At 60.6% G+C, this 26,793-nt stretch carries 25 protein-coding genes and 1 other RNA gene; 12 read left to right on the top strand and 14 right to left on the bottom strand.

The window, feature by feature from the left end; translation table 11 throughout:
* Positions 1-4: 4 nt before the first annotated feature.
* Positions 5-1,741 carry an ATP-binding cassette domain-containing protein gene (locus PRZ03_RS18605; protein WP_273601773.1) on the bottom strand — a complete coding sequence of 579 codons (1,737 nt, stop codon included), beginning with the start codon at positions 1,739-1,741 and terminating at the stop codon, positions 5-7.
* Positions 1,742-1,884: 143 nt separating this feature from the next.
* On the opposite strand from PRZ03_RS18605, the gene PRZ03_RS18610 reads away from it, so the two are divergent.
* From PRZ03_RS18610 to gmhB, 4 genes are read left to right on the top strand one after another with little or no spacing between them, the layout of a single operon-like run.
* Positions 1,885-2,454: a D-sedoheptulose-7-phosphate isomerase gene (locus tag PRZ03_RS18610; protein ID WP_273601774.1), complete on the top strand. Its 570-nt coding sequence runs from the start codon at positions 1,885-1,887 to the stop codon at positions 2,452-2,454.
* 7 nt (positions 2,455-2,461) lie between these two features.
* Complete coding sequence (rfaE1, locus tag PRZ03_RS18615; RefSeq protein WP_273601775.1) at positions 2,462-3,427, top strand: D-glycero-beta-D-manno-heptose-7-phosphate kinase; 966 nt, start codon at positions 2,462-2,464, stop codon at positions 3,425-3,427.
* Positions 3,428-3,459: 32 nt separating this feature from the next.
* Positions 3,460-3,930 carry an adenylyltransferase/cytidyltransferase family protein gene (locus PRZ03_RS18620; RefSeq protein WP_273601859.1) on the top strand — a complete coding sequence of 157 codons (471 nt, stop codon included), beginning with the start codon at positions 3,460-3,462 and terminating at the stop codon, positions 3,928-3,930.
* Between the two features lies 1 nt (position 3,931).
* Complete coding sequence (gmhB, locus tag PRZ03_RS18625; protein ID WP_273601776.1) at positions 3,932-4,486, top strand: D-glycero-beta-D-manno-heptose 1,7-bisphosphate 7-phosphatase; 555 nt, start codon at positions 3,932-3,934, stop codon at positions 4,484-4,486.
* On the opposite strand, the gene PRZ03_RS18630 is transcribed toward gmhB, so the two are convergent.
* A complete protein-coding gene (locus PRZ03_RS18630; RefSeq protein ID WP_273601777.1) occupies positions 4,483-5,778 on the bottom strand; it encodes a glycosyltransferase in 1,296 nt (431 codons plus the stop codon). The two genes, gmhB and PRZ03_RS18630, sit on opposite strands and share 4 nt — an antisense overlap.
* Between PRZ03_RS18630 and PRZ03_RS18635 the strand changes: the two genes are divergently transcribed.
* Complete coding sequence (locus tag PRZ03_RS18635) at positions 5,710-6,669, top strand: DUF5672 family protein (protein ID WP_273601778.1); 960 nt, start codon at positions 5,710-5,712, stop codon at positions 6,667-6,669. The two genes, PRZ03_RS18630 and PRZ03_RS18635, sit on opposite strands and share 69 nt — an antisense overlap.
* On the opposite strand, the gene PRZ03_RS18640 is transcribed toward PRZ03_RS18635, so the two are convergent.
* From PRZ03_RS18640 to gyrA, 12 genes are all read right to left on the bottom strand, one after another.
* Entirely contained in the window at positions 6,652-7,776 is a 1,125-nt protein-coding gene (locus tag PRZ03_RS18640) for a glycosyltransferase family 9 protein (RefSeq protein WP_273601779.1), read from the bottom strand. The two genes, PRZ03_RS18635 and PRZ03_RS18640, sit on opposite strands and share 18 nt — an antisense overlap.
* A gap of 12 nt (positions 7,777-7,788) precedes the next feature.
* Positions 7,789-8,880, bottom strand: a complete 1,092-nt coding sequence (locus PRZ03_RS18645; RefSeq protein WP_273601780.1) for a glycosyltransferase family 9 protein — start codon at positions 8,878-8,880, stop codon at positions 7,789-7,791.
* A complete protein-coding gene (gene lapB / locus PRZ03_RS18650; RefSeq protein ID WP_273601781.1) occupies positions 8,867-10,012 on the bottom strand; it encodes a lipopolysaccharide assembly protein LapB in 1,146 nt (381 codons plus the stop codon). The genes PRZ03_RS18645 and lapB overlap by 14 nt, the downstream gene beginning before the upstream one ends.
* A complete protein-coding gene (locus PRZ03_RS18655) occupies positions 10,002-10,301 on the bottom strand; it encodes a LapA family protein (protein WP_273601782.1) in 300 nt (99 codons plus the stop codon). The genes lapB and PRZ03_RS18655 overlap by 11 nt, the downstream gene beginning before the upstream one ends.
* Positions 10,302-10,343: 42 nt before the next feature.
* Entirely contained in the window at positions 10,344-10,682 is a 339-nt protein-coding gene (locus PRZ03_RS18660) for an integration host factor subunit beta (protein ID WP_263532172.1), read from the bottom strand.
* Positions 10,683-10,806: 124 nt separating this feature from the next.
* The gene (gene rpsA / locus PRZ03_RS18665) at positions 10,807-12,528 is read right to left on the bottom strand and encodes a 30S ribosomal protein S1 (protein ID WP_263532173.1); all 1,722 of its coding nucleotides are present in this window, start codon (positions 12,526-12,528) and stop codon (positions 10,807-10,809) included.
* 168 nt (positions 12,529-12,696) lie between these two features.
* Positions 12,697-14,724, bottom strand: a complete 2,028-nt coding sequence (locus tag PRZ03_RS18670) for a bifunctional 3-phosphoshikimate 1-carboxyvinyltransferase/cytidylate kinase (RefSeq protein ID WP_273601783.1) — start codon at positions 14,722-14,724, stop codon at positions 12,697-12,699.
* 46 nt (positions 14,725-14,770) lie between these two features.
* The gene (locus PRZ03_RS18675; protein ID WP_263532175.1) at positions 14,771-15,652 is read right to left on the bottom strand and encodes a prephenate dehydrogenase; all 882 of its coding nucleotides are present in this window, start codon (positions 15,650-15,652) and stop codon (positions 14,771-14,773) included.
* Between the two features lie 14 nt (positions 15,653-15,666).
* A complete protein-coding gene (gene pheA, locus PRZ03_RS18680; protein WP_273601784.1) occupies positions 15,667-16,812 on the bottom strand; it encodes a prephenate dehydratase in 1,146 nt (381 codons plus the stop codon).
* The gene (serC, locus tag PRZ03_RS18685) at positions 16,805-17,926 is read right to left on the bottom strand and encodes a 3-phosphoserine/phosphohydroxythreonine transaminase (protein WP_273601785.1); all 1,122 of its coding nucleotides are present in this window, start codon (positions 17,924-17,926) and stop codon (positions 16,805-16,807) included. Before serC ends, pheA begins: the two co-directional genes overlap by 8 nt.
* A 45-nt stretch (positions 17,927-17,971) precedes the next feature.
* Positions 17,972-18,583, bottom strand: coding sequence for a DUF2059 domain-containing protein (locus PRZ03_RS18690; RefSeq protein WP_273601786.1), 612 nt, complete (start codon positions 18,581-18,583; stop codon positions 17,972-17,974).
* A 2-nt stretch (positions 18,584-18,585) separates the two neighbouring features.
* Complete coding sequence (gene gyrA, locus PRZ03_RS18695; protein WP_273601787.1) at positions 18,586-21,255, bottom strand: DNA gyrase subunit A; 2,670 nt, start codon at positions 21,253-21,255, stop codon at positions 18,586-18,588.
* Positions 21,256-21,522: 267 nt separating this feature from the next.
* On the opposite strand from gyrA, the gene ompA reads away from it, so the two are divergent.
* From ompA to PRZ03_RS18730, 7 genes are all read left to right on the top strand, one after another.
* On the top strand, positions 21,523-22,182 hold the full coding sequence (ompA, locus tag PRZ03_RS18700) for an outer membrane protein OmpA (RefSeq protein ID WP_273601788.1): 660 nt from the start codon (positions 21,523-21,525) through the stop codon (positions 22,180-22,182).
* 143 nt (positions 22,183-22,325) lie between these two features.
* Positions 22,326-23,030 (top strand): bifunctional 2-polyprenyl-6-hydroxyphenol methylase/3-demethylubiquinol 3-O-methyltransferase UbiG, encoded by a 705-nt coding sequence (gene ubiG / locus PRZ03_RS18705; RefSeq protein ID WP_263532181.1) that lies wholly within the window; start codon positions 22,326-22,328, stop codon positions 23,028-23,030.
* On the top strand, positions 23,012-23,725 hold the full coding sequence (gph, locus tag PRZ03_RS18710; protein ID WP_273601789.1) for a phosphoglycolate phosphatase: 714 nt from the start codon (positions 23,012-23,014) through the stop codon (positions 23,723-23,725). Before ubiG ends, gph begins: the two co-directional genes overlap by 19 nt.
* 13 nt (positions 23,726-23,738) lie before the next feature.
* Positions 23,739-24,110, top strand: a transfer-messenger RNA (tmRNA) gene (gene ssrA, locus PRZ03_RS18715).
* Positions 24,111-24,226: 116 nt separating this feature from the next.
* Positions 24,227-25,171 (top strand): DHH family phosphoesterase, encoded by a 945-nt coding sequence (locus PRZ03_RS18720; protein WP_273601790.1) that lies wholly within the window; start codon positions 24,227-24,229, stop codon positions 25,169-25,171.
* Between the two features lie 12 nt (positions 25,172-25,183).
* Entirely contained in the window at positions 25,184-25,981 is a 798-nt protein-coding gene (locus PRZ03_RS18725) for a helix-turn-helix transcriptional regulator (protein ID WP_273601791.1), read from the top strand.
* Positions 25,982-26,099: 118 nt separating this feature from the next.
* A complete protein-coding gene (locus PRZ03_RS18730) occupies positions 26,100-26,660 on the top strand; it encodes a YbhB/YbcL family Raf kinase inhibitor-like protein (RefSeq protein ID WP_273601792.1) in 561 nt (186 codons plus the stop codon).
* Positions 26,661-26,793 lie beyond the last annotated feature (133 nt).

Below are 26,793 nucleotides of genomic sequence, written 5' to 3' on the forward strand. Positions count from 1 at the left end.
TAGGCTATTCGCCGTGTTGCGCCCGCACCATCGCGGCATAGGCGCCGTCGACGGCTATCAACTCGGCGTGCGAGCCGCTTTCCAGCACCCGGCCGGCGCCCAGCACATGGATGCTGTCGGCCGAGCGAACGGTGGACAAGCGGTGCGCGATGACGATCAGCGTCTTGCGACCCTGCCATTGCTCCAGCGCTTGTTGAACCGCGCGCTCGCTCTCGGTGTCGAGTGCCGAGGTGGCCTCATCAAACACCCAGACAGGTGCATCGCGGTAGAGCGCGCGCGCGATGGCCAGGCGCTGGCGCTGGCCGCCTGAGAGCTTGCTGCCATTGGCGCCAATGATGGTGTCCAGCCCTTGCGGCAGGCCAAGTGCAAAGTCCCATAGATTGGCGGCACGCAAGGCCTGCTCCAACTTGGCTTCATCGCGGGGTTGGGCATAGGCGATGTTGTCGGCCACCGAGGCGTCAAACAGCACGATGTCTTGCGACACCACCGCGAACTGGCGGCGCAGATTGCCCTTGCGAAGCTCGCTGACCTCAACCCCGTCGAGCGTGACGCTGCCAGAGTCGGCCTGACCGAAGCCCAGCAGCAGATGGACGATGGAGCTCTTGCCTGCGCCCGAGGCGCCGACCAGGGCGGTGGTTTGACCGGCTGCGAATTTGAGCGTCAGCCCATTGAGCGCCGGGCGGTCGGCGTCCGGATAGAGCAGATGGACATCCTGCATCTGGATCTCGCCCTTGCAGTCCTGAAGTTCCTTCGTCCCTTTGTCGGGCTCAACCGGCATGTCCAGCAAGCTCATGCAGCCGCGTGCGATCACCAGCGCGCTGGTGATGGGCGGCATCAAGTCGCTGAGATGGCGCAGGCGTGAGGTCAGCAAGAGCAGGCCGGTGATGAAGGCGGCAAACTCGCCCACGCCGGTATTGGCTTGGCGCGCTTGCAGCAAGGCCAGGCAGACGATCAAGGACAAGCCCCAGCTCGCGACGAACTGCGACAAGGGTTGCGTCATGGCTGCAGCCGCAGCCGACTTCAGGTTGTTGCGCTGCACCTGCCGGGCCAGTGCATTGAACTGAGCCCGCTCATGGTCGGCCGCATCAAAGCTGCGCACCACCCGCCAGGCGCGGGTCAGATCGTCGACCTTGTTGACCAACTGCAGTTGCGCGTCATAGGCGATGCCGCCGAGTCGGCGTACGCGCGAGGCGACCTTGCGCATGACGAAAGCCATCAAGGGCGTTGTAATCATGGACAGCAGCGTCAGCTGCCAGTTCAGCATGATCAGGTAGCCCAGAATGGCGATGGCCGGCAGGCCATCGCGCAACACGCTGATGAAGGGGTTGGTCAGCGTGCCCATGATTTGCTGCGGGTCGTTGACCACCTTGGTGACCGCTGTACCGGGCTGCAAGCTGGTGAAGACGCGTGCATCGGCCTTGAGCAAGGCATCCAGCAGCGCACAGCGGAAGTCCATCACCACCCGTGTAACCGACCAGTTGAGCAGGTACTGCCCCAGAAAACCCAGCAAGCCACGCAAGGCGAACAGGCCGATCAACACGACCGGCACCCACCACACCGAAAAGGAGCTGCTGGCGAAGCCTTGACCGAACACGGTCTTGATCAGATGCGGAATCAGCGGCTCGGTGGCCGCCGCTGCGGCGTAGGCCAGCAGAGTCAGCGAGAGGCCGGTACGGTAGGGTTTGACAAAGCGCATCAAGCGCTTGGCAACGGGTTTGAGTTCGGAAGAATCAGTCGTCATGGCGCGGATTGTCGCTGGCATTTTGGGTCGAGTAACGGGGGGCAATGCGCGTCTGCCTGCGTTGATAATGGCGTGATGTGATTGGCCAACAGCAGACGGCTGCGGCGCCCGAGCAACTCTTTACTTTTCATGGATTTTCATCAATGAATTCACTGTTTTTGCGCAACCTTGCCGAGCATCAGCAACTGATGACCGTGTTGCACGACTTGGACCCCGCTATCGCCCAGGCCGGACAACATTTGGCCAAGGTGCTCACGCAGGGCGGCAAGATCATGTTTTGCGGGAACGGTGGTTCGGCCGCTGACAGCCAGCATCTGGCCGCCGAGTTGACGGGCCGCTTCATCAAAGACCGCAGGCCGCTGGCGGCCATCGCGCTCAACACCGATACCTCGGCCTTGACCTGCATTGCGAATGACTACGCCTTCGAGCAGGTGTTCGCGCGTCAGTTGACGGCGCTGGCGCGCTCGGGCGACGCGCTGGTGGCGATCTCCACCTCGGGTAACTCGGCCAATGTCTTGCGTGCGGTCGAGGCCGCCAAGGCGGCCGGCGTCTACACCCTGGGCTTGTTGGGACGCGATGGCGGACAGCTGCGCGGCCTGTGTGACGGGTCAATCGTGGTGCCGCATCAGGTGACGGCGCGCATCCAGGAGGCGCATATCTTGATCGGCCATACCTTGTGCGGTTTGATCGAAGCCGAGCTGGGCTTGGACTGAGAGGGTCATGCCTGTGACTAAGAATTTACTTCAAGGCCTGCAAAGTTTGCCGACGCGCGAGCTGCTGGCGGCCAAGCGCGTGTTGGTGGTCGGTGACGTGATGCTGGATCGTTACTGGCACGGCGCGGTCGAACGGATCTCGCCCGAGGCGCCGGTGCCGGTGGTGCGGGTGGAGCGCGAGGAAGAGCGCTTGGGCGGCGCTGCGAACGTGGCGCTGGGCGTCAAGATGCTGGGCGCTCGCACGACCTTGCTGACCGTGGTGGGGCGCGATCAGCCTGCCGTCAAGCTGCGCGAGCTGCTGCACGCGCAGGGCGTGGAAACGGTCTTGCGCGACGACCCCAAGCTGCAGACCATCGTCAAGCTGCGCGTGATCGGGCGAGCCCAGCAATTGCTGCGCATCGACTTCGAAAACGAACCCGACCATGAGCTGCTGGGCGAGATGACCGATGCGTTTGAGCAGCAACTGGCCGACCATGATCTGGTGCTGTTTTCCGACTACGGCAAGGGCGGCCTGGCCCATATTCCGCAGATGATTGCGCTGGCCCGGGCGGCCGGCAAGCCGGTCTTGGTGGACCCCAAGGGCAGTGATTTTCAGCGTTATGCGGGTGCGACCGTGATCACGCCTAACCGGGCCGAGCTGGCACTGGTCAGCGGGCAATGGCGGGGCGAGGCGGATTTGAAGGCCAAGGTTGATGCGCTGAGAGAGGCTATCGGCGTCGAGGCCGTCTTGCTGACGCGCTCGGAGGAGGGCATGACCTTGTTCTCCGCCAACGGTATCAACCATGAGCCCGCTCAAGCGCGCGAGGTGTTCGACGTGACCGGCGCCGGCGACACGGTGATCGCCACTTTGGCAGTGATGATGGCGGCGGGCTTGAGCATGGATCAGGCGATGCGTTGGGCGAATCGGGCCGGCGGCATCGTGGTCGGCAAGTTCGGCACCGCCACGGTCAGCTATGAGGAGTTGCAAGCTTGAGCGCGACCTTGAATTGGGCCTTGCAGGATAAGCTGCTGGACGCGGCTGCACTGGATGACACGGCCTTGACGGCTCGTTTGGCCAGCCTGCCGCAGCCGCTGGTGTTTACCAATGGCGTGTTCGATATCTTGCACCGCGGCCATGTCAGCTATTTGCATGCGGCGCGCCAATTGGGCGGCAGCCTGATTGTGGCGATCAATACCGATGCTTCAGCGCGCGGTCTGGGCAAGGGCCCGGAGCGGCCGATCAACCGGGAGTTGGACCGCGCCTTGGTGCTGGCCGGCTTGGCGGCGGTGGACTGCGTGACTTTCTTTGACGAGCCCACGCCCTGCGCCTTGCTGGCCCGCATACGCCCCGATATCTACGTCAAGGGCGGTGACTACGATATGGAGCTGCTGGAAGAAACGCGCTTGGTGCGTTCCTGGGGTGGGCGCTCTGAGGCGCTGTCTTTTGTTGACGGCTACTCGACCACGGCCCTGGTGCGCAGCCTGCGTTCGACTTGATATGCAAAAAGCTGCCTTTCTTGACCGCGACGGCGTGATCAATATCGACCATGCTTATGTAGGCCGCTGGGAAGATTTTGAATTCGTCCCCGGCGCGATCGATGCCATGCGTCAGCTGCATCAGGCCGGCTATGCGCTGGTGGTGGTGACCAATCAATCCGGTATTGCGCGGGGCAAATACAGCGAGGCCGACTTTTACCGGCTTACCGAGCAAATGCGAAATTACTTGCTGACCCAGCAGGTGCCGCTGGCGGCGGTCGAGTTTTGCCCGCATTTGCCGGATGGACAGGTGGCCGAGTTCCGGATGGACTGCGGTTGCCGCAAACCGGCGCCGGGCATGATTTTGCGGGCGGCGGATGAGTTGTCGCTGGATCTGGCGGCCTCGGTGCTGTTCGGAGACAAGCCCTCCGATATCGAGGCGGCGAAGGCGGCCGGCGTATGGCGCGCATTCTTGTTGGCCAAGGATGGTCGGGGTGAGCCGGCTGAATTGCCAGTTGGCTTGAGCGCCGAGCGTTCAAGCAGTTTGGCGAGCGCCGTGGCCTCCTTGCTGGCTTAAGCGGCCTCCAGCTGGCGGCCGGCGCGCTCAACCAACTCCGCGCTGGCCTCGGCCCAGGTCCTGATTTTTGCTGCTTTAATCAAAGCCTCGCGGCCGTGCAATGCGTCGCGGTCTTCCAGATAGTGTTTGAGCTTGGCTTGCATCTCGTCCTCGTCCAAGGGGTCGAAATAGTCGGCATGAATGCCGGCCGCCTCGGGGATGGAGGTGGCGTTTGAAGCTAGGCAGAACTTGCCGTAAGCAACCGACTCGGCAGCCGGCAGGCCGTAGCCTTCGATGGTGGACGGGAAGACGGTGAACAGGCAGTTCTGGTATAGGGTGTTGAGCAACTGATCGGATGCTTTCTCCAGCAAGATCAGTTTGCCGTCCAAAGCCTTGGCGTCTTTGAGGTAGTCATGGAATTCGCGGTAGCTGCCGCTGAGCTCACCCAAAAGAACCAGCTTCACACCGCCGTCCGCGCCTGTCTGCACGAGCTTGTGCCATGCCTTCATCAAGCGAATCTGGTTCTTCGAGGCCGCAACCCGGCCCACGCACAAGAGATAAAGACCAGGCTCCAGGCCATCGGGTAGTGCTGTCGGAGCCAGACCCATGGCGTTGATGTTTTGCCCGAAGCCGAGTTTTACGACCGGCTTCTCATAGCCGACAAACTCATGCATGTACTTGATGATCTCTCCCCGGTTGTAGTCGGAACTGGTGAAGAAGCGGTCGAAGGTCTTGAATGCATCGGTGACGAAGGTCAAAAAGCGTTTGGCTGTGCCGGCCTGCTTTTCGCCGGGAATCGGGATCATGTCATGCAGAAAAAGCTGGGGACGGATGCCGTAGCGGTCCTTCAAGCGCTGAATATTGGCGACGTAACCCTCCATCGTCCAGTCGCGGCCGATGCTGAGCAGCGCATCACCCGGCTTGAAATCCGGGCTTTGAGCGGGGCGCTCAAACAGCCAGCGCTGGGTATGAAAGCGCAGATGGCCGCCAACGGTGTGCAGCCAGTATTTGACCGGACGGTGAGCGTATTTTTGGCTGTAGTCGGGCCAGGGAAAGAGCCGCGCGTTCGGGCACATCTCAAAAAACTTGCGCTTGTCCATCTTCACGCGGCTGCTCAGTACATCGCCCATGAAGCGCACGAACTCGTTGCTGACCAGGGCCACATCGCGGCATTCCCGGCCGTAAAACATCAGGCATTGAGCCCCGTGGTCCAAGGCATTGACGGCATAGTTGATGTGCACGCGTTGAATGCCGGTGACGGTGGATTTGCGCCGGACCCACAGGATGAGATCGGTGACGTCAATGTAGATCATGGGATGATTCGATTCTCAGGAAACGGTGCCGATCGACAGCGGCGTATTTTGCGGCAAAACTTTTTTATGAATTCGTCCAAACCACAACTCAGCCAGGTCAGCTTGGTTTGCGTTGAAACTCGTCGTACCCAGTTGGCGCGCTATGCCTTGGAGCGCTGCATGGCGGCGGCATCCTTCAAGGAATGCCTGCTGTTGTGCACCAGCCGACAAGCTTTGCCTGCCGACATCGAACAAGTATTGATTCCGCCCTTCAGTGATATGGAAGGCTATTCGTCTTTCATGTTGAAGGACCTGGGGGCTTATTTCAGCGGTGACTTCGTCTTGGTTGTGCAGTGGGACGGCTTTATTCTCAATGCAGATTGTTGGGACGATGAATTTTTGCAGTATGACTATATCGGTGCACCTTGGCCGCATCGCCCGGTTGCGGTCGGCAATGGTGGGTTTTCCTTGCGCTCAAGGCGTTTGATCGAGGCGCTGAAGAAAATTGATATTCAGCAGGTGCATCCCGAGGACTATGTGATTTGTGAGTTGCACCGCGAGCAATTGATCAAGGAGCATGGCATTAAATTTGCGCCCATCGAGTTGGCTTCAAAATTCGCCTTTGAATTTATTCCGCCGAGCGGCCCGACCTTTGGTTTTCACGGTTTTGCCAATTTCCATGCTGTGTTCAAAGACCCGCAGTTGGCCGAGTATCTTGCGCAATGTGAGCCCGCCATGCTCCAAAACAGGGCGGCACGCAATCTTTTCAAGAATTTGTGTCGCACCGGGCGTCAAGCCACAGCGCAGCAACTGTTCAAGAAGAATATCCGCAAGACAGCCAGAGGCATTTACGACGCGCTTGGTTTTTATTGTTGGATGAAGTGGCGCCAGCTCTCAGGCCGGTTTGACTGAATCCAGAACTGCAGTGACCTGCTCGGCGGTGATCGCCTTGACCCAGTCACTGCGACTCAGCGTCGTGATCACGGTGCTGTTCTTTTCGTCGATGGGCGCCCATTCCGGGTTCTTCTGACGCATCAGGGCGATCACCGGAATATGCACCGCATTGGCCAAGTGCATCACTGCAGTTTCCACCGAGATGATCAAACTGCATTGACTCAACATCGCTGGCAATTGGAAGAAGTTTTCTTCGGCGCTGAAGAGTTGTACTTGCTGCAAACCCTGTGTGGCGAAATAGGCTCGCACCTGGGTCATTTGCTCCGGCACCACATTGACGACAAAACAAGTGTTGGCCCAAGCCGGCAATTTGCGCATGGCCTGAATCAGCTCGACCACCCGGTTCAAGGGCCAGCAGCGCTTATTGTTTTTCGCAAACGGGTTGATAAATACAGGCCGCACGCCCTCATCGCTTGTGCCGGTAAAACCCCATTGCAGCAATTGCTGCTGGCTTGCGATCAACCACTGTGGCGGAACATCGAGAAAGGGGAAGCGCTCTTCTGCGGCCAAGTCCATGCCGAAGAAGGAATTGAACCAGCCGTTGTAAATGCCCGTGATGTGCTGACCGGCCTGCGTTCGTGCATCAGGATTGAGGGCTGCATCGAGCTTTCGATAGGCCCAGTGTCTGTGCAAGGCCAAGAGGCCGGGCTCATGCTTCATGCCGGCCACAAAACCGCTCGGGCTGATCTCGCGCGCCAAGGCCGCATATAGATGCGGGCGCAAAGTGGCTAGAGACACGACCAGCGGATAATGCTGCTGCCGAGCTTCTTGAATCGATTGCTGATACAGCGCTGGGCTGTAGGTCTTGTCATAGGTCTTGGCGACAAAAGGGCAGGCCGCCAACCAGTCGTACAAGGCGTACTTTTTCAGATGCACCCAATCAGCGGGTTTGCTGCTGCGGCGCAATTCGTCGACCCAGATATGCACTTCGATATGCGGAAAGTGCTTGGCAAAGGCCTGGAAAAAATTCTGCAAATAGGTGTAGTCGCCCAGCGCCAGGTGGGTGATGAACAGAATTTTTTTTGACTTCGCGAGCAGGTCGCTGGGCACGAGTTGATTTGACATAGGCTTGGCTGATCAGTGGGCTGTCGTCTGCTGGACTTCGGCAGCGGCTTTCAAGACGCGCGGGACATCAAGCAGGCGCATGCAATCAAAGCGGCCACCGCAGCTGGGTTTGCGGTTACAGGGCGAGCAGGGTAGTTGCTCATAAAGCACCTGGGTGCGCATGCTTGGCCCGCGCAAATAGGGTGTGGTCGAGCCAAACAAGGCCACGGTGGGAATGTCCAGCGCGATCGCCATATGGCTCAGGCCGGTGTCGACGCCGACCAGCAAGCTCGCTTCGCTGATGACGGCCACGGTCTCGTCGAGCTTGAATCGGCCGACCAAGTTGACGATGGCTGGGTTAATGGCGGCAATGCGCTGCGCCGCTTCCAGATCGCTGGGGCCACCTAGCAATAATGGCGTTAGGCCTTGCACGAGCAAGCCGTCTGCGAGCCCGGCCCAATGGCCTTCGATCCAGTGCTTTTGCGGCCGGGTGGTGAAGGCGGCCAGGACGGCGTATCTGGGGCCGACCTGGGCTTGTGCCAGGCGACTGCGAGCTTGCTGCCGGGCTGCCTCGCCGACGGCCAGGTCCATCCTATAGCTGTCGCTCTCGGCGCCGAGATAGACCGCCAGGTCGCGGTACTCATGCGCGATGATGGGCTGCATCGCATCAAGTCCCACGCCGGGGCCGGGGCGCACGCTCTCATGCATCAACCATTGGCTGGACTCGCGCGGTTTCAGGTTGACCCGCCGGGGCGCGCCGGTCAGCCAGGCCATCAGGCCGCTTTTGAGCAGGCCTTGCGGGTCGATGACCAAATCAAAGCTGGCGGCCCGCAGGGAGGCTCGAAAACGCCAGATCTCGCGCAAGGCCTGCAGCTTTTTGCCTTCTCGCCACAAGCTCTTCCACTTAGCGGTTGGCAAGACCATCAGCCGATGAAGTCGTGGGTTATGTTTGAGCAGCGGTGCTGCTGCCGGCTCCACCAGCCAGGTGATCTCGGCATGGGGCCAATGGCTGAGCAGCGCGGGAATCAGCCCCGAGCTCAACACGACATCACCCAAAGCACTCAGACGAACGATGAGGATGCGATCGGGGCTTTTGTCCGACCGCAGCGGCTTATTCGTCGACATGGTGAGGCGGGTAGGTGTCCCAATTCAAGCAACCAGGGCATTGCCAGAAGTAGTGCTGGGCCTCGAAGCCGCAGGCGGCGCAGCGGTAACGTTGCAAGGGGCGCACGGCCTGGTCCAGCGTCGCGGCGACCAGCGGAGCCTCGGACTCGCTGAGTTTGAAGCCACTTTGGGTCAGCAGCGAGCGAGCTGCTGAAAGATTGGGCTGCTCGCGCAAATGGCGGCTCAGGCGTTCGCGCTGCAAGTCGGGGCTGGGCTCGAGCTTGGCGATGGCTTGCAGCAAATGCATGCCGGGTGTGCGGCCATATTGATCACTCAAAATGGCCAGGGCGCGCTGCTGGCAGCCGCAGGTCTGCGCGGCCTCGGCAAAGTCGCGCGCAACCAGATTGAAGGCCTCGGGATTGACCGCCAGCAGTTCCGCATAGGCCGCCATCGCCAATTTGGGCTGGCCCAGCCTGGCTTGCATCTGTCCGCCCAACACATGGGCGCGCGCCGCGTGAGGCGCCACCTTGCGGGCTTCGGCGAGCAGGGTCAAAGCTTCGTCGTCTTGATCCCGAGCTTGCGCTTCCAGCGCCAATTCGCACAGGTAATGCGCTATGCGAGTGGCAAAAGAGGCGGTGCCGGTCCGCTCCAAATGGCGTGCCACATCGGCGGCCTTGCGCCAGTCGCGGGTGCGCTCATACAGGGCCAGCAAGGCCAGCTCCGCTTCGCTTTCAAACGGCGTGCCGGTGAGTGCGGTGAAGGCGGTTTCGGCGCGGTCAAACAGCCCGGCCTTGTAAAAGTCTTGCGCCAAGGCATGCTGAGCGCGTTCACGCTCCGAGCGGGGCAAGTCTCCGCGCTGCAGCAGATGTTGATGCACCCGCACGGCACGCTCATACTCGCCGCGGCGGCGGAATAGATTGCCCAGCGCGAAGTGCAGCTCCGAGGTGTCGGGGTCGTTTTGCACCGCTTCGATGAAGGCGTCAATGGCCTTGTCGTGCTGCTCATTGAGCAGCAGATTCAGACCTTTGAAGTAGGCTTTGGGTGAGTTTTTTTGCTCGCGCTTCCATTGCCTTGTGTCGAGCTTGGAGGCGAGCCAGCCGATGGCGAAAGCCCCCGGCAGTGCGAACAGCAGCCAGCGGAAATCAAATTCCATCACGGATCACGCTGGGTGGCTGGGCTTCATCATTTCCGCCTGGGTTTGCTGCCGAACCGGCGGCGGGGCCGCGGCTGGCAATGCGGCGGTGATGCCACCAAGCCGGCACCATCGCCAGCACGCCCAGAGCGCAGCCCATGCCAAAGGCTAGCAAGACCACAATGACCAGCGGCGAGCGCCATTCATGGCCAAAAAACCAGCGCACCACTACCTCGTGGCTGTTGTTCAGCGCAAAGGCAAAAAGGGCAAAAAAGAGGAAGGCTCGGAAGGCCCAAACAAGGATTCGCATTGAGCCGGATTCTAGTGTCTGTGCAGACTTGCCAGCCCGGACTTAGCCCTTAATCTGTTGCGCGGCGAGCAATTCTTTGTTGGCTGAATGGCCGGCGCTATTGTCAGCATCAACGCCTTCACGTAGCGCTTTGCCGGGCTTGAAGTGGGGCACCAACTTCTCGGGGATCAAGACCTGCTCGCCGCTGCGCGGGTTGCGACCCATGCGGGGCGGGCGCCGGTTGACTTGGAAGCTGCCGAAACCGCGAATCTCGATCCGGTGGCCACGCGAGAGCGAGTCGGACATCGCGTCCAGAATCGTCTTGACGGCGAACTCGGTGTCACGCTGCGCCAGTTGGCCGAAGCGCTCGGCCAGCAATACAACGAGGTCGGATCGGGTCATGTCTTGGAGGCTTCAGAGTTTGGACGTTTTCATAAAAAAGGCCCGCACTCCTTGCGGAGGCGGGCCTTCTTGACTTGATTCGAAACTTGGCCCGACCAAAGAGGTCGCGCCAAAGAGTTTCGATTTAGCCTTGGTTGTCCAGCTTGGCGCGCAGCAAAGCGCCCAGGCTGGTGGTGCCGGCGTTTTCACGCTCGGCTGTGGCCGACAGACGCTGCATAGCTTCTTGATTGTCGGCGTTGTCCTTGGCCTTGATGGACAACTGGATGTTGCGAGTCTTGCGGTCGATGCTGACGATCAGCGTCGAGACTTCGTCGCCTTCCTTCAGCATGGTGCGGGCATCTTCCACGCGGTCGCGGGAGATTTCCGAAGCGCGCAGATAACCCAGCACTTCGTCGGCCAACTCGATCTCGGCGCCACGTGCGTCAACCGTCTTGACCTTGCCAGTCACGACCATGCCGCGGTCATTGACCGTGGTGTAGGAGGTGAATGGGTCGCTGTCCAACTGCTTGATGCCCAGGGAGATGCGCTCGCGCTCGACGTCAACGGCCAAGACCAGGGCTTCGACTTCTTGGCCCTTCTTGAAGTTGCGCACAGCAGCTTCGCCAGTCTCGTTCCAGGACAGGTCGGACAGGTGCACCAGACCGTCGATGCCTTGAGCCAGGCCAACGAACACGCCGAAGTCGGTGATCGACTTGACGGGGCCCTTGACGCGGTCGCCGCGCTTGACGGTTTCAGCGAAATCTTCCCAAGGATTGGCCTTGCACTGCTTCATGCCCAGGGAGATGCGACGCTTGTCTTCGTCGATTTCCAGGACCATGACTTCGACTTCATCACCCAGGGTGACCAGCTTCGAAGGAGCAATGTTCTTGTTCGTCCAGTCCATTTCGGAGACGTGCACCAGACCTTCGATGCCCGGCTCGATTTCAACGAATGCGCCGTAGTCAGCGATGTTGGTGATCTTGCCGAACAGGCGGGTGCTGGTCGGGTAGCGACGTGCGACACCGAACCATGGATCGTCGCCCAACTGCTTCAGACCCAGCGAAACGCGGTTCTTCTCGGCGTCGAACTTCAGGATCTTGGCGGTCAGTTCCTGACCAACTGTGACCACTTCCGATGGGTGACGCACACGACGCCATGCCATGTCGGTGATGTGCAGCAGGCCGTCGATACCGCCCAGGTCCACGAACGCACCGTATTCGGTGATGTTCTTGACCACGCCCTGAACGATGGCGCCTTCGGCCAAAGTTTCCAGCAGCTTGGCGCGCTCTTCGCCCATCGAAGCTTCGACCACAGCGCGGCGTGACAACACGACGTTGTTGCGCTTGCGGTCCAGCTTGATGACCTTGAACTCCATGGTCTTGCCTTCGTACGGGCTCATGTCCTTGACCGGACGTGTGTCCAGCAGGGAGCCTGGCAGGAAGGCGCGGATGCCGTTGACCAGAACGGTCAGGCCGCCCTTGACCTTGCCCGACACGGTACCGGTGACGAAGTCGCCCGATTCCAGAGCAACTTCCAACGACAGCCACGAAGCCAAACGCTTGGCCTTGTCGCGCGACAGGATGGTGTCGCCGTAGCCGTTTTCGATTGCGTCGATGGCGACGGAAACGAAGTCACCGATTTGAACTTCCAGTTCGCCCTGGTCGTTCTTGAATTCTTCGATTGGCACGTAGGCTTCGGACTTCAGGCCGGCATTGACGACCACAAAGCTGTGCTCGATACGGACCACTTCGGCGGAGATCACTTCACCGGCGCGCAGGTCGGAACGCTGCAGCGACTCTTCGAACATGGCGCCAAAGGAGCCAGCTTCGAACGAAGTAACTTCGGCGAGGTTTTTGATTTTTGTCATGGTGTTTCCTGTGTCGGCGCGGCCAAGGCGTTTGACGGTCCGACTGTGGGTGTCTGACGTTTGACCGCCGGACGGGTTAGGTTGTGGATATCGCCGACTGCAGCGAACCTTGGCTTTGCACCAGGCTCAAAAGCCGAAGTCGGCGGGTTTTATTGAGCCTCGCCCGAATCAACGCTGATCCGAAAAAGGCCCCGCTTTGGCCCACCAAGCCAGCACCAAATCCTTTGATTCCTCAATGGACAGGGCCGAGTTGTCGAGCGCCAGCGCATCTGCGGCAGGAGCAAGTGGCGAGGCCTTGCGGGATTTGTCCTGCAAGTCACGCGCCTCCAAATCTTGACGCAAGCCCGCGATACTAGCCGAAATCCCCTTGGAAATCAATTGCTTATAGCGCCGCTGGGCCCTTGTTTCGGCCGAAGCCGTGAGAAAAACCTTCAGTCCGGCGTCCGGGAACACCGCCGTGCCCATATCGCGGCCGTCGGCAACCAGACCGGGCAGGCGACGGTAGTCGAGCTGCAACTGGTTCAGAGCGTGGCGCACTTCGGTGTGGGTGGCAACCTTGGAGGCCAAGAGGCCGGTGGTTTCCAGGCGCAGCGCCTCGGTGATGTCGACCTCGCCTAGCGTCACGCGGCCCTTGCGGAAATGCAGGTCCAGCCGGGCGGCGATGGCCGCGACCGCTTGGCCGTCGTCCAGATCGACGCCGGCGCGCTGTGCGGCCAGGCCGCTGGCGCGGTAAAGCATGCCGGAGTCCAGCACCACATAGCCCAAGGCATGCGCCACCTCGTCGGCCAGCGTGCCCTTGCCGGACGCGGTAGGGCCGTCTATGCAAATGACGGGAATGTCTTTGCTGCGCGCCTTGCTGACCTCGAACAGGGTTTCGAAATAGTCAGGAAAAGTCTTGGCCACGCAATGCGGCTCAAGAATCCGCACCGGCACGGCCGGGCTTGTTTTGCCTGCAGCCAATCCGTTGAAAGCCGCCAGCGAAAAGCACATGGCAATGCGATGGTCGTCATAGGTGTGGATGCTGGCGGCACTCCAACTCAGCAGCGGATGTACGCGCAGCCAATCCTGGCCTTCTTCGACCGTGGCGCCGAGCTTGCGCAGCTCGGCGGCCATGGCGGCAATGCGGTCGGTTTCCTTGACCCGCCAGCTGGCGATATTCGTCAAGGTGGTCGGGCCGTCGGCATACAGCGCCATCACGGCAAGCGTCATTGCCGCGTCGGGGATGTGATTGCAGTCCAGGCTGATGCCATGCAAGGGCCAAGCACCACGCCTTACTTCCAGCCAGTTCGGCCCGGCTTCGACGCGCGCGCCCATCGCTTGTGCTGCCTCGATGAAGCGCACATCGCCTTGCAGCGAGGCGCTGCCGACGCCCTCGATGCGCAGCGGTGCTTCTGTGGCGGCCAATGCGCCCAGCGCCACGAAGTAGGAGGCCGAGGAGGCGTCGCCCTCGACATGCACCGCGCCCGGCGAGCGGTAGCGGCTGCCGGCGGGGATGGTGAAACGCTGCCAATCTTCTCGCTGCACTTGTATGCCGAAACGTTTCAGCAGCTCCAGCGTGATGTGGATATAAGGCTTGGAGATCAGCTCACCGACGACCTCGATGACCACGTCTTGCTCGGTGGCGACCAAGGGCAGGGCCAAGAGCAGGGCGGTCAGGAACTGGCTGGAGACATCGCCGCGCACCTTGACCGGCTGGGCCAGGTTCAGCTTGGACGGGCCTGTGAGCTTCAAGGGCGGATAGCCTTCCTGACCCAGGCAGTCAATTTTGCAGCCGAGCAAACGCAGGGCGTCCACCAGGTCGCCAATCGGCCGCTCATGCATGCGGGCGACGCCGCTGAGTTCGAACTCACCGCCTTGGGTGGCGGCCAGCAGGGCTAGCGCAGCGGTCAGCGGGCGCATCGCCGTGCCGGCATTGCCAAGGAAGAGCTGCGCCGCATCGACCTTCAATTGCCCGCCGATGCCGGTGACTTGCAGCACGCCGTGGTCGGAGGTTTCGAGTCGGCAGCCCAGCGCTTTGAGCGAGTCCAGCATGACGGCGGTGTCATCGGAGTCGAGCAGGTCGTGCACTTCGGTCACGCCCTCGGACAAACCGGCCAGTAACAGCACCCGGTTGGAGATGCTCTTGGAGCCGGGCAAGCGCACGGTGCCGCCGGCACTTCGCAGTGGCGGCAGGTCGAGGAATGGAATTTTGAACATGGCTATCGAGAAAAGTTGGAGAGGCCGCAGAACAGCCGAGCGCGCCCTATTTGGGCTGCCGCGGAGCAGGCAAGGCCCATTGCGCGCGCGCTTCCGAGATCAGGCGGATACGGGCTTCCAGGCCGGTGGCGTCGTCATCCTTCAGCAGCGCTTCGATCGCGTCAAGTGCCTGGCGGAATCGTTGCGACTGAATCAAGACCTCGGCCTTGTTGGCCATCAGGATGTCGCGCCATACCGCCGGCTCACTGGCGGCGATCCGCGTGAAGTCGCGAAAACCCGGGCCGGCCAGGCTCAGATAGTCGCGACCCGCCGGTTGCGCTGCGACCGATTGGAAATAGGCAAAGGCGAGCAAATGCGGCAAATGGCTGACGGCAGCGAAGGCTGCGTCATGGTTTTCCGGTGTCATCTTGAGTACTCGTGCACCCAGCGCCGACCAGACATCGGTGGCGCGTTGCACCAGGTCAGCGTTGGTCTGTGGCAGAGGCGTCAGGATGACTTGGCAGTCGTTGTACAGCCCGGCATCGGCGTTTTGGACGCCGCCCGACTCTTTGCCGGTGATCGGGTGGGCCGGCACAAAGGCATCGATCTGCTTGCCCAAGGCGCGTTTGGCGGCGCTGACGACGTCGCCCTTGGTCGAGCCGACGTCCATCACCAGCACGTTCGGATTCACCATATGGCGGATCGCCTTCAGCGTCGCCTCGGTCGCCGATACCGGCACAGCAATCAGTACGATGTCCGAGCCCGATACGGCCAGCAGCGCCGATTCGGCCGCCACATCGATGACGCCCAGGCGTTTGGCCATCTCGGTGGTCGACGGCGACTTGCTATAGCCGACCACGCGCTTGACCAGGCCAGCTTTTTTCAGCGCCAAGGCGAAGGAGCCGCCCATCAGGCCGCAGCCGATCACGCCGAGTTGATTAAAAAACATTGCGGCCACTTGCCTTATGCTTTCACGGGGTAGGAGCCAATCACCTTGAAAAAGGCACTCAGCTCGCGCAACTCGGCCAAGGCCGCGGCCACATTGGGCTGCGAAGGGTGACCATCCAGATCGATGTAGAAGTAGTAGTCCCACTGGCCGGTACGGGCCGGGCGTGACTCCAGCCGCGTCATCGACACGCCGTGGGTCTTCAGCGGCACCAAGAGGTCATGCATCGCGCCGGGCCGGTTCGGCACCGAGACGATCAGGCTGGTGCAATCATGCGCCGACGCTGGCGGTGTGGCCATGGTCTGCGGCAAGCAGATCACGGCAAAGCGCGTGCGGTTATAGGCTTCATCCTGCACCGCATGGGCAACGATGTGCAGACCAAAAATTGTCGAGGCACGCTCGCTGGCGATCGCGGCCCAGGCCGGGTTGGTGGCCGCCAGCCTTGCGCCTTCGGCATTGCTGGATACCGCTCGTCGCTCGGCATTGGGCAGATGCTTGGCCAGCCAGTTCTGGCATTGCGCTAGCGCTTGCGGGTGGGCCAGCACGGCCTCGATGCCGTCTTGCGAGTTGTCCTGCCGCATCAGGTTGTGGCGGATCAACAGGCTGACCTCGCCGACCACATGGGTGGGGGTGTGCAGGAACAAGTCCAGCGAGCGCGTCACCACCCCCTCGGTCATGTTCTCGACACCGACCACACCGTACTGCGCGCTGCCCGAGGCGGTGGCGTGGAAGACCTCATCAAAGCTATTGCAATAAATCAGGTCTGCCGCGCCGCCGAAATACTCAATCGCGGCCTGTTCGCAAAACGTGCCCAAGGGGCCGAGCACGGCGACGCGCTGTGGGCTTTCCAGCGCCAGACAAGCCGACATGATTTCGCGCCAAATTGCACTGACATGCTCGGCCTTCAAGGGGCCGGTATTGGCAGTTTTGATCTTCTCGATCACCTGCGCCACGCGGTCGGGGCGGAAGAAGGGGGAGCCTTCGCGGCGCTTGATCTCGCCGACCTGCTCGGCCACATGGGCGCGTTCGTTCAGCAGGGTCAGCAGTTGTGCGTCGAGCGAATCGATTTGCTGACGCAGTGCCAGCAGTTCGGGCGCTGCCGTGTTGTTGGCCGTTTGCACGCCCGTCGTTGCAGCTGATTGTTCAGCCGGTACTTCAGCCATATTGAGCCTCAAAGTCCTTCAAATACGCCACCAGCGCTTGCACGCCTTCGAGTGGCATGGCGTTATAGATCGATGCACGCATGCCGCCCACGGACTTGTGGCCCTTGAGTTGCAGCAGTTGTCGCTCTTTCGCTCCGGTCAGGAAGGCTTGAGTGAGTGTCTCGGTATTGAACTTGCCGCTCAGGTAGAACGGGATATTCATGCGTGAGCGGCAATCCACCGCTACACGGTTTTCAAACATTGCAGATGCGTCCAGCGCTGCGTACAGCAACTGCGCCTTGTCGATATTGCGTTGCTCAATGGCGGCCACACCGGTTTTGCCGGCGTAGCTGAAGCGCTTGAGCCACTGGAACACCAGGCCGGCGACATAGATGCCAAAGGTCGGCGGCGTGTTGTACATGGACTTGGCCTCGGCCACGACCTTGAAATCAAAGGCCGAGGGGCAAATCGACATCGCATGACCGAGCAGGTCTTCGCGCACAAAGACGAGGGTCAGGCCGGCTGGGCCGATATTCTTTTGCGCGCCGCCGAAGGCCAAGCCCACCCGCGACCAATCAATGCTGCGCGAAAGTTGATGCGATGAGCAGTCGATTACCAAGGGCGCGTCGCAGCCCAGCGCCTTCAGATCGGGCAATTCGTGAAACTCGACGCCGTCAATCGTTTCGTTGGAGCAGAGGTGGACGTAGGCCGCATCACGGCGCAATTGCCAGGTGCTTAGGGCGGGCAGGGTGGTGAACTTGCTATCACTACTGCTGGCCGCCACCGCGGCATCGGCATAACGCTTTGCTTCTTCGGCGCTTTTCTTTGACCAGGAACCGCTGACCACAAAGTCGACCTTGCCGCCCTTGGATAGGTTCATCGGCACGATCGCGTTCTCGGCCAAGCCGCCGCCCTGCATGAACAGGATGCGGAAATTGGCCGGCACCTGCAGCAGCTCGCGCAGATCGGCCTCCGCCGCTGTGGCAATCGAGGTGAACTCCGCACCGCGGTGGCTCATCTCCATTACGCTCATGCCTGAGCCCTGCCAATCCAACATCTCCCCGGCCACTTGTCTCAGCACCTCTTCAGGCAAGGCGGCGGGGCCGGCGGAAAAATTGAAGGGGCGAAGGCTCATCTTTTCAGGGCGGGGGCAAGAGCAGGGCTAAGGGCGAGGAAGAAATTACTTTTTGGCGGGCGGGGCGGCCGGTGTGGCGGGCTTGGGTGCCACGCCCAGTTGTTTGGCGATGCTCTGCTGCAAGGCTTTGAACTTGGTGTCCAGGCCAGGGCCGACCTCGGCCATCAGCTTTTGACCCAATGCGTTTTGCATCTCGGCACCGATTTGCTGGTACTTTTTGCTGGCTGAGGACTCTAACCAAACAATGATTTGCTTGAGTTCGTCTTCGCTGAACTTTTCGTCCAGCATCGGCGCCCACACGCCGGCCGACATCTTGGCGCCCTTGTCCTTCACCATGGGCACGGCCTCATCGACGAACTTGCGCACTTCGGCTTCAATCGCTTTGGCGGTGGCTTCGCGCTTCTCGGCGGGCACTTGCGTTTGCAAGGCCTGACCTGCACCTTGCATCAATTGACCGACTGGCTGCTGAATCAGCATGCGGGCAATGTTCTCGACGCCGGGTTGCTGCAGCTGAATCAGCTTGGCAATCAGTTCCTTCTTGGCGGCCGACGGCGCGGCAGCAGCAGGCGTGGCGGCGGGCGTGGCAGCCTGTGCGAAACCGGCGTTAACACAAACTGCGAGGGCCGCTGTGGCCAAAATCTTCATGGACTTGTTCAAGCTTATTCCTTGTTAGCGTCGTCAGAGGCGTCACCGTTTTCGGTGGAGGCGCCGTCAGTGGTTTCGGTGTCGAGAGTGTTGCCTTCATTCGCATCGTTTTCGACGATGCGTTGCAGGCCCGACAGTTTAGAGCCGTCGTCCAGTGCAATCAGGGTGACGCCTTGGGTAGCGCGACCGAGTTCACGGATTTCCGAGACCCGGGTGCGCACCAGCACACCACGGTCGGTGATCAGCATGATTTCGTCATCCGGACGCACCAGCGTCGCAGCCACGACGCGGCCATTGCGCTCGGTCTGCTGGATCGCGATCATGCCCTTGGTGCCGCGGCCGTGGCGGGTGTACTCCAGGATGTTGGTGCGCTTGCCAAAGCCGTTTTCGGTGGCGGTCAGCACCGACTGCGTGCCGTCGTCTTCGGCCACCAGCATCGCGATCAAGCGCTGCTCGGGCTCGAGCATCATGCCGCGCACACCGCGCGCCGTGCGGCCCAGCGAGCGCACATCGTCTTCGTCAAAGCGCACCGCCTTGCCGCCGTCGCTGAACAGCATCACATCATGCTTGCCGTCGGTCAGCGCGGCGCCAATCAGGTGGTCGCCTTCGTCCAGCGCAATCGAGATGATGCCGGACTTGCGTGGGTTGGCGAAGTCTTCCAGCGGCGTCTTCTTGACCGTGCCCAAAGCCGTGGCCATGAAGATGAAATGGCCTTCAGGGAAGACGCGGAATTCGCCAGTCAGCGGCAACACGACGGTGATCTTCTCGTCTTGCTGCAGCGGGAACATATTGACGATAGGCTTGCCGCGCGATGCGCGCGAGCCCTGCGGCACTTCCCAGACCTTCAGCCAGTAAACGCGGCCGCGGTTGCTGAAGCACAGCAGCCAGTCATGCGTGTTGGCGATGAAGAGCTGGTCGACCCAGTCGTCGTCCTTGGTCTGCGTCGCTTGCTTGCCGCGTCCGCCGCGCTTTTGGGCCCGGTATTCGCTCAAGGCCTGGCTCTTGATATAGCCGGTGTGTGAGAGCGTCACCACCATATCGGTCGGCGTGATCAAGTCCTCGGTGCCGAGTTCTTGCGGGTTGTGTTCGATCGAGCTGCGGCGCGCACCGATCTTGGTCTGGCCGAACTCCAGGCGAACTTGGCTCAGTTCGTCAACGATGATGGCAGTGACGCGGGCAGGCTTGGCCAGGATATCGAGCAAATCGGCGATCTGCGCCATCACTTCGCGGTATTCGGCAACGATCTTGTCCTGCTCCAGGCCGGTCAAGCGCTGCAGACGCATCTGCAGAATTTCGCCGGCTTGCTCGTCCGACAGGCGGTACAGGCCATCGCTCTGCAGGCCATAGGCCGGCGGCAGACCTTCCGGGCGGTAGGCATTGCGGCCGCCTTCGGTGTCACCCTCGGCGCGTGCCAGCATCTCACGCACCAGCGAGGAATCCCAGCTCTTGGCCATTAAAGCGGCCTTGGCCACAGGCGGCGTCGGCGAGGCCTTGATGGTGGCGATGAACTCATCGATATTGGCCATCGCAACGGCCAGGCCTTCCAGCACATGGCCGCGGTCGCGGGCCTTGCGCAGCTCGAAAATCGTGCGGCGCGTCACCACTTCACGGCGATGCTCCAGGAAGACGATGATCAGCTCTTTCAGATTGCACAGCTTGGGCTGGCCATCGATCAGCGCGACCATATTCATGCCGAAGGTGTCTTGCAGCTGCGTCTGCTTGTACAGATTGTTCAGCACCACTTCGGGCACTTCGCCGCGCTTGAGCTCGATCACCACGCGCATGCCGGACTTGTCGCTCTCGTCCTGGATGTGGCTGATGCCTTCGATCTTCTTCTCGTGCACCAGTTCGGCGATGCGCTCGAGCAAGGTCTTCTTGTTGACCTGGTAAGGGATCTCGTCAACGATGATCGATTGGCGCGAGCCCTTGTCGATGTCCTCGAAGTGGACCTTAGCGCGCATCACCACCTTGCCGCGGCCGGTGCGGTAGCCGTCGCGGGCACCCGACAGGCCGTAGATGATGCCGGCGGTCGGGAAGTCCGGCGCCGGGATGATTTCCATCAACTCGTCGATGGTGACATCCGGGTTCTTCAGCGCATGCAAGCAGGCGTCGATGACCTCGTTGAGATTGTGCGGCGGAATATTGGTCGCCATGCCGACGGCAATACCAGTCGAGCCGTTGACCAGCAAACTTGGCAGCCTTGTCGGCAACACCAGAGGCTCGCTTTCCGAGCCGTCATAGTTTGGTCCGAAATTGACGGTTTCTTTGTCAATATCGGCCAGCATTTCGTGGGCTATTTTCGCCAAACGAATTTCGGTATATCGCATCGCTGCGGCGTTATCGCCGTCGACCGAGCCGAAATTACCCTGGCCATCCACCAACATATGGCGCATGGAGAAATCTTGCGCCATCCGTACGATGGTGTCATACACCGCGGTGTCGCCATGCGGGTGGTATTTACCAATCACATCGCCGACGATACGGGCGGATTTTTTATAGGGGCGATTCCAATCATTATTGAGCACGTGCATCGCGAAGAGCACGCGCCTGTGCACCGGCTTGAGGCCGTCTCGTGCATCGGGTAGAGCACGACCAACAATCACGCTCATTGCGTAATCGAGGTATGAACGCCGCATTTCCTCTTCGAGGCTGATGGGCAATGTTTCCTTGGCGAACTGGGTCATGCGCTTTGTGCTCGGCCCGCACCCAGCGGGGGCGGCCTGCATCGTTGGGGACAGGAACTGGCATTCTAAAGGCCTGCGGCTGTCGCAGCGACGCAACAATGCCACTTACCTTCACATCAAGCACCGCCACAATACGAAGTTATCGGTGCCCTATGGCACAATCGATGAGTCCCTAGGAGAAACCCGTACTGCGGGAGTTTCCGAGGTTTTTTTGTTCCAGTACTAGGCAATCGCAGGGCAACTGCGGCATTCCTTGAGAGGAGAATCATGAAGAAATTGAATCGAGTGGCGTCGCTTTTCGCTATCGCAGCGGTTGCCGCGTCCGGCGCCTTCGCGCAGACCACGCAGCAAACCATTGATAACTGGCGCGCTACTGATGGCACCGCTGTCAAGAACGGTACCAACGAGCTGTGCTGGCGTGACAGCAACTGGACGCCTGCTACGGCACTCCAGGAATGCGACGGCGCTTTGAAGCCAGCTGTCAAGGCTGCTCCAGTTGCTCCAACACCTGCTCCCGTGGTTGCTCCTGTTGCACCTAAGCCAGTGGTTGTGCCTCCAAAGCCAACCAGCGAGAAGGTGACTTTCGCTGCTGACGCATTCTTCGACTTCGACAAGTATGTGTTGAAGCCAGAAGGTAAGACTGTTTTGGCTGACCTGTACGGCAAGACCAAGGCTCTGAACCTGGAAGTCATCATCGCCGTCGGTCACACTGACTGGATCGGTACTGAAGAGTACAACCAGAAGTTGTCGGTCCGTCGCTCCGAAGCCGTTAAGGCCTATTTGGTGAGCTTGGGCGCCGAGAAGAACCGCGTCTACACCGAAGGCAAGGGCGAGAAGGCTCCTATTGCTGACAACAAGACTGCAGAAGGCCGCGCCAAGAACCGTCGCGTTGAGATCGAAGTGGTCGGCACACGCGACACCAAGTAATCAGTTAACAAGCGCCTAGGCGCTTGGTTTGCTGAAATTGAAAGCCCCGCTGATGCGGGGCTTTTTCGTTGCGGAGACCGGCTTGTGGCTTTAGGGTCAAAGCTGGCATCCAACTGTCGAATTCAACCCGCTACGATTGCGCCATGATGATCAATGCAGACCCTCAAGAACTCGCCAAATTTGGCGACCTGGCCCACCGATGGTGGGACACCGAGAGCGAATTCAAGCCGCTCCACCAAATCAATCCGCTTCGCCTGGACTGGATTTGCAGCCTCAGCCCCTTGAGCGGCAAGCAAGTGCTGGATGTGGGCTGCGGCGGAGGAATTCTGAGCGACTCGATGGCCCGTCGCAACGCGCAGGTGTTGGGCATTGACCTGGCAAGCAAGGCGCTCAAAGTTGCGCAGTTGCACGCGATGGAAGCCGGCACCGAGGGGGTTGAATACCGTGAAATTGCCGTGGAAGCGCTGGCTGCTGAGCGTCCGGCCAGTTTCGATGTCGTGACTTGCATGGAAATGCTGGAGCATGTGCCTGATCCCGCGTCTGTCGTGCGCGCTTGTGCGGACCTGGTCCGGCCCGGCGGCTGGGTGTTTTTGTCGACCCTGAATCGCAACGTCAAGTCCTTTCTTTTTGCAATTGTGGGTGCTGAGTACGTGCTCAAAATGCTGCCTGCTGGTACGCATGAATACGCACGCTTCTTGCGCCCGTCTGAGTTGGCGCAGTTTTGCCGAGAGGCTGGTTTGGAACTGCAATGCAGTCGCGGCTTGACCTATAACCCCTTCACTCAGCGCTACAGCCTGGGCTCGGATACCGGCGTCAATTACTTGTTTGCATGCCGCAAGCCACTATGAACTTGGGTTTTTCTCAGAAATGGCAAGATTCACCAGCTGCTGTTCAGGCTTTTTTGTTTGATCTCGACGGCACCTTGGCTGACAGTGCGCCAGATCTTGCCGGCGCGGCCAACGAAATGCGCTTGAGTCGTGGCCTGGAGGCGCTGCCCTTGGCGATCTTGCGGCCCATGGTCGGCGCAGGTGCGCGGGGCATGCTCGACGTGGCCCTGCAAATCACACCCGCTGACAGTGATTTTGAGGCAGTCAAAACCGAGTTCCTGGATCGTTATGAAGCCCGCATTTCGCAGGAAACTCGGCTGTTCGATCAGGTGTTGGAACTTCTTGATGCGCTGAAAAAAGCCGGCACGCCCTGGGGCATTGTGACCAACAAGGCCGAGCGTTTTGCCTTGCCTTTGACTCGCCATCTGGGTCTGCACGGCGCCGCTTTTGCGGTGATTGGTGGCGACACCACCGCGCATGCCAAGCCGCATCCGGCGCCGCTGCTTGAGGCGGCCAAGCGAGGCGGCGTTGATCCGCAGCGCTGCGTTTATGTGGGCGACGATGAGCGAGACATCCAAGCCGGCCGCGCGGCCGGCATGGGTACGGTGGCGGCCGGCTGGGGATATTTGGGCAATGGCAAGCCGATTGAGTCGTGGAATGCCGATATTGTTCTTTCTTCTCCGGTCGGCATCTTGAAACTGCTCGGATTGGCCTAAAATGCAAAGTTCTGGGGCCGACCAGGTTTCGACGTGGGTGCGGATCCGGAGTAGGGCATGCCGAGCACCAGTTCGCTCGTAAAACCACTGGAAACAAAGTAACTGCAAACGACTCTACGTTCGCACTCGCCGCTTAATTGCGCGTGAGCTTCTCAACGGTTGGCCAATGGGCCGGGCTTAAGTCGCAAGACTGAAGGCTGAGAAGTCATTCACATTGGCTGGTTCTGCATCGGGTTACAAGGTACAGAGCAAGATTAAGTGACTGGCGGGAAGGATAGCGTGCCACTGCGCGATTCAACCGTGAGATTCAAATCAGACGGCTAAGCATGTAGAACTGCCCGGTGATGGCTTGCGGACGGGGGTTCAATTCCCCCCGGCTCCACCAATTTAAAGGCCGCCAAGGTGCGGCGAAACGCCATAGAAGGCCCCAAGTCATCGAAGACCTGGGGCTTTTTTCTTGCCCAATCGGTGCAAGGTCAACACAAACTCGCATAACCGAATATGAAAACTATCCTGCCTTTGTCAGTTTTGTTTGCCCCATCTGTGAGCGACCCTCAGCCCTTGATTCTTTATCACGGCAAAGGCTGCTCCGATGGCTTTGCGGCGGCGCTGGCAGCTTGGATTTTTTACGAGGGCAAGGCCGAGTTCATTGGCTTGGATCATGGCCAAGTTCAAACATTGGCGGATATGCCGCCGGTCGCGGGCCGAGCGGTCTATGTGCTCGACTTTTCCTTCCCGGCGGAAATTTTGAGTGCTATCGAGGACGGCGGTGCCGCCAAGCTTGTGCTGCTGGATCATCACAAGAGCGCGGCCGAAAAGCTCTCGGGATTCAATTGCCGCTGCGGTGTGGTGCATTTCGACATGAGCAAGTCCGGCGCACGCTTGGCATGGGAGTTCTTCCATCCCGAGCAGCCCTTGCCAGACCTGGTGCGCTTTGTCGAAGACCGCGACATTTGGGCTTGGCAATATCCTGAGAGCGGCGCTTTCCTGTCTGCGCTGGACATGGAGACCAAGGAGTTTGCTCGCTGGCAGGAGATATCGGCTTTCAGTCCAGAGCAGGTCAATGCCTTTATGGCGCGCGGCGCGGCGATGGACGAAAAATACCGCAAGCTGTGTGCCGACTTGGCCGAAGGCGCTCAGCCGCTGAGCTTCAATGGCATCGACGGCTTGATGGTCAATGCGCCGGGCATGTTTCACAGCCTCATAGGCGATTTGCTGTCGGCCAAGTCCGGCACTTTTGCCCTCATGTGGAGTGCAGGGCAGGGCGGCGCGGTGAAATGCGGCCTGCGCTCACAGCGCAGCTTTGACTGCATTGCGCTGGCCGAAAGCATGGGCGGCGGCGGGCATGCGCAGGCTTGTGGGTTCAGGATGGGCGTAGAGCGCTTGCCCGAGTTGCTCGGCGGCGTATTCAATGCGCGAAGCGACGGCCAAGTTGAAAAGCCCTGAATCCAATTCGGCATGACAACTGTGTTCACCGACGCCAGTGCCCAAACCATCTCCACCGCCGTGCCCCACGCGGTGCGCACGGCGACGGTGCGTGACGATCTGGTCGGCTGGGTGATGGCGGGCCATAAGCGACTGGTGACGCCGGCCGGTGAAGTTAGCTTTGCGGCAGGCAGGGTGTTTGTGATCCCACGCCTGACGCAATGGGACATGGTCAATGAACCCCGGCCGGGCGGTCGTTATGAGGCGCGCCTGATCGCGTTCGCGCCGGCGCTGATCGAGCGCTTTCACGAGCAGTTCGGCCAGTTTGCCGGCTCGCCGCCGGTGCAGGGCTGTGCCAGCTCTGTCGCCGATGAGGAATTCACCGCGACCTTTGGTCTTGCCATGTCGGCGCTCTTGTCTTCGACCTCCGACGGCAAGTCTTCACCTGCCGTTTGTGAGCACCGGGCGCTGGGCGTCTTGCTCTTGCTGGCGGAGCGCGGCCTGGTGTTCTCGGCCGCCCGCGAGTTGGCTTGGGGCGACCGGGTGCGTCGTTTGGTCGGTCAGCGGCCGCAGGCGAATTGGTCTTTGAACGAGGTGGCGGCAGCCTTCCACCTGAGCGCCAGCACCTTGCAGCGTCGCCTGGCCGACGAGTCGGAGACCTTCAGCCAGTGCATTCGCGAGGTTCGATTGGAGACCGCGATAGCCTTGCTGCAAGATTCGGCGCTGCAGGTTTCCGAGGTCGCGGCCCGCTGTGGCTACGATTCCCACAGCCGGTTTTCGGCTGCGTTTCGTGAGCGCTTCGGATTCACGCCGTCCCATCTACGGCCTTGATCGATTGGCCAAACTTGCAAGCTTGCGCTATGGCGCACAGCAATTGAGGCCTGCGGGCTAAAGCTAGGCCGCAAGTCGGCGCACCATAGCGCTTCTGTCAATTTTTGAAAGTTTGAAGATGAAAAGCATCCTCCTGGCCAGCGCACTGATCGGCGCATCCTCCCTCATTCACGCCGCCGGCTTCCAGCTCGGCAGCCCCGAGATCAAGGCCGGCAGCCTGATGGATAAGAAGTTCGAGTTCAACGGTTTTGGCTGCGCGGGCGAGAACAAATCGCCCGCGCTGCAATGGAGCGGCGCACCCGCCGGCACCCAGTCTTTTGCCGTGACGGTGTATGACCCCGACGCACCCACCGGTTCCGGCTGGTGGCATTGGTCTGTCATCAATCTGCCGGCCGATGTCAGCTCGCTGGCGGTCGACGCCGGTCTGGTCGGCGGGGCCAATCTGCCCAAGGGCGCCAGCCATGTGCGGATTGACTATGGCGTCGCCGCTTGGGGTGGCACCTGCCCGCCGCAAGGTGACAAGCCGCACCGCTATATCTTCACCGTGCACGCGCTCAAGACCGACAAGCTGGAGATCCCGGCCGACGCCACCGCCGCATTGGCCGGCTACATGATCAACGCCAACGCACTGGGCAAGGCCAGCTTCACGGCCAAATACGGGCGCCCCAAGGCCCAGTAAAGCCCAGTAAGGCCCAGTAAGGCCGGGATCAGTCGAAGTCAGTCGACGAATTACCCACTTCGTCGGCTTCCAGCCGGACCGGTCGCACAGGGCTTTCCGGTCGATCTTGGCCGCTCAACAATGGGCGTAGACG

Origin of the sequence: Roseateles albus, assembly GCF_028595345.1 — a bacterium.
Classification (GTDB): domain Bacteria; phylum Pseudomonadota; class Gammaproteobacteria; order Burkholderiales; family Burkholderiaceae_C; genus Paucibacter_A; species Paucibacter_A albus.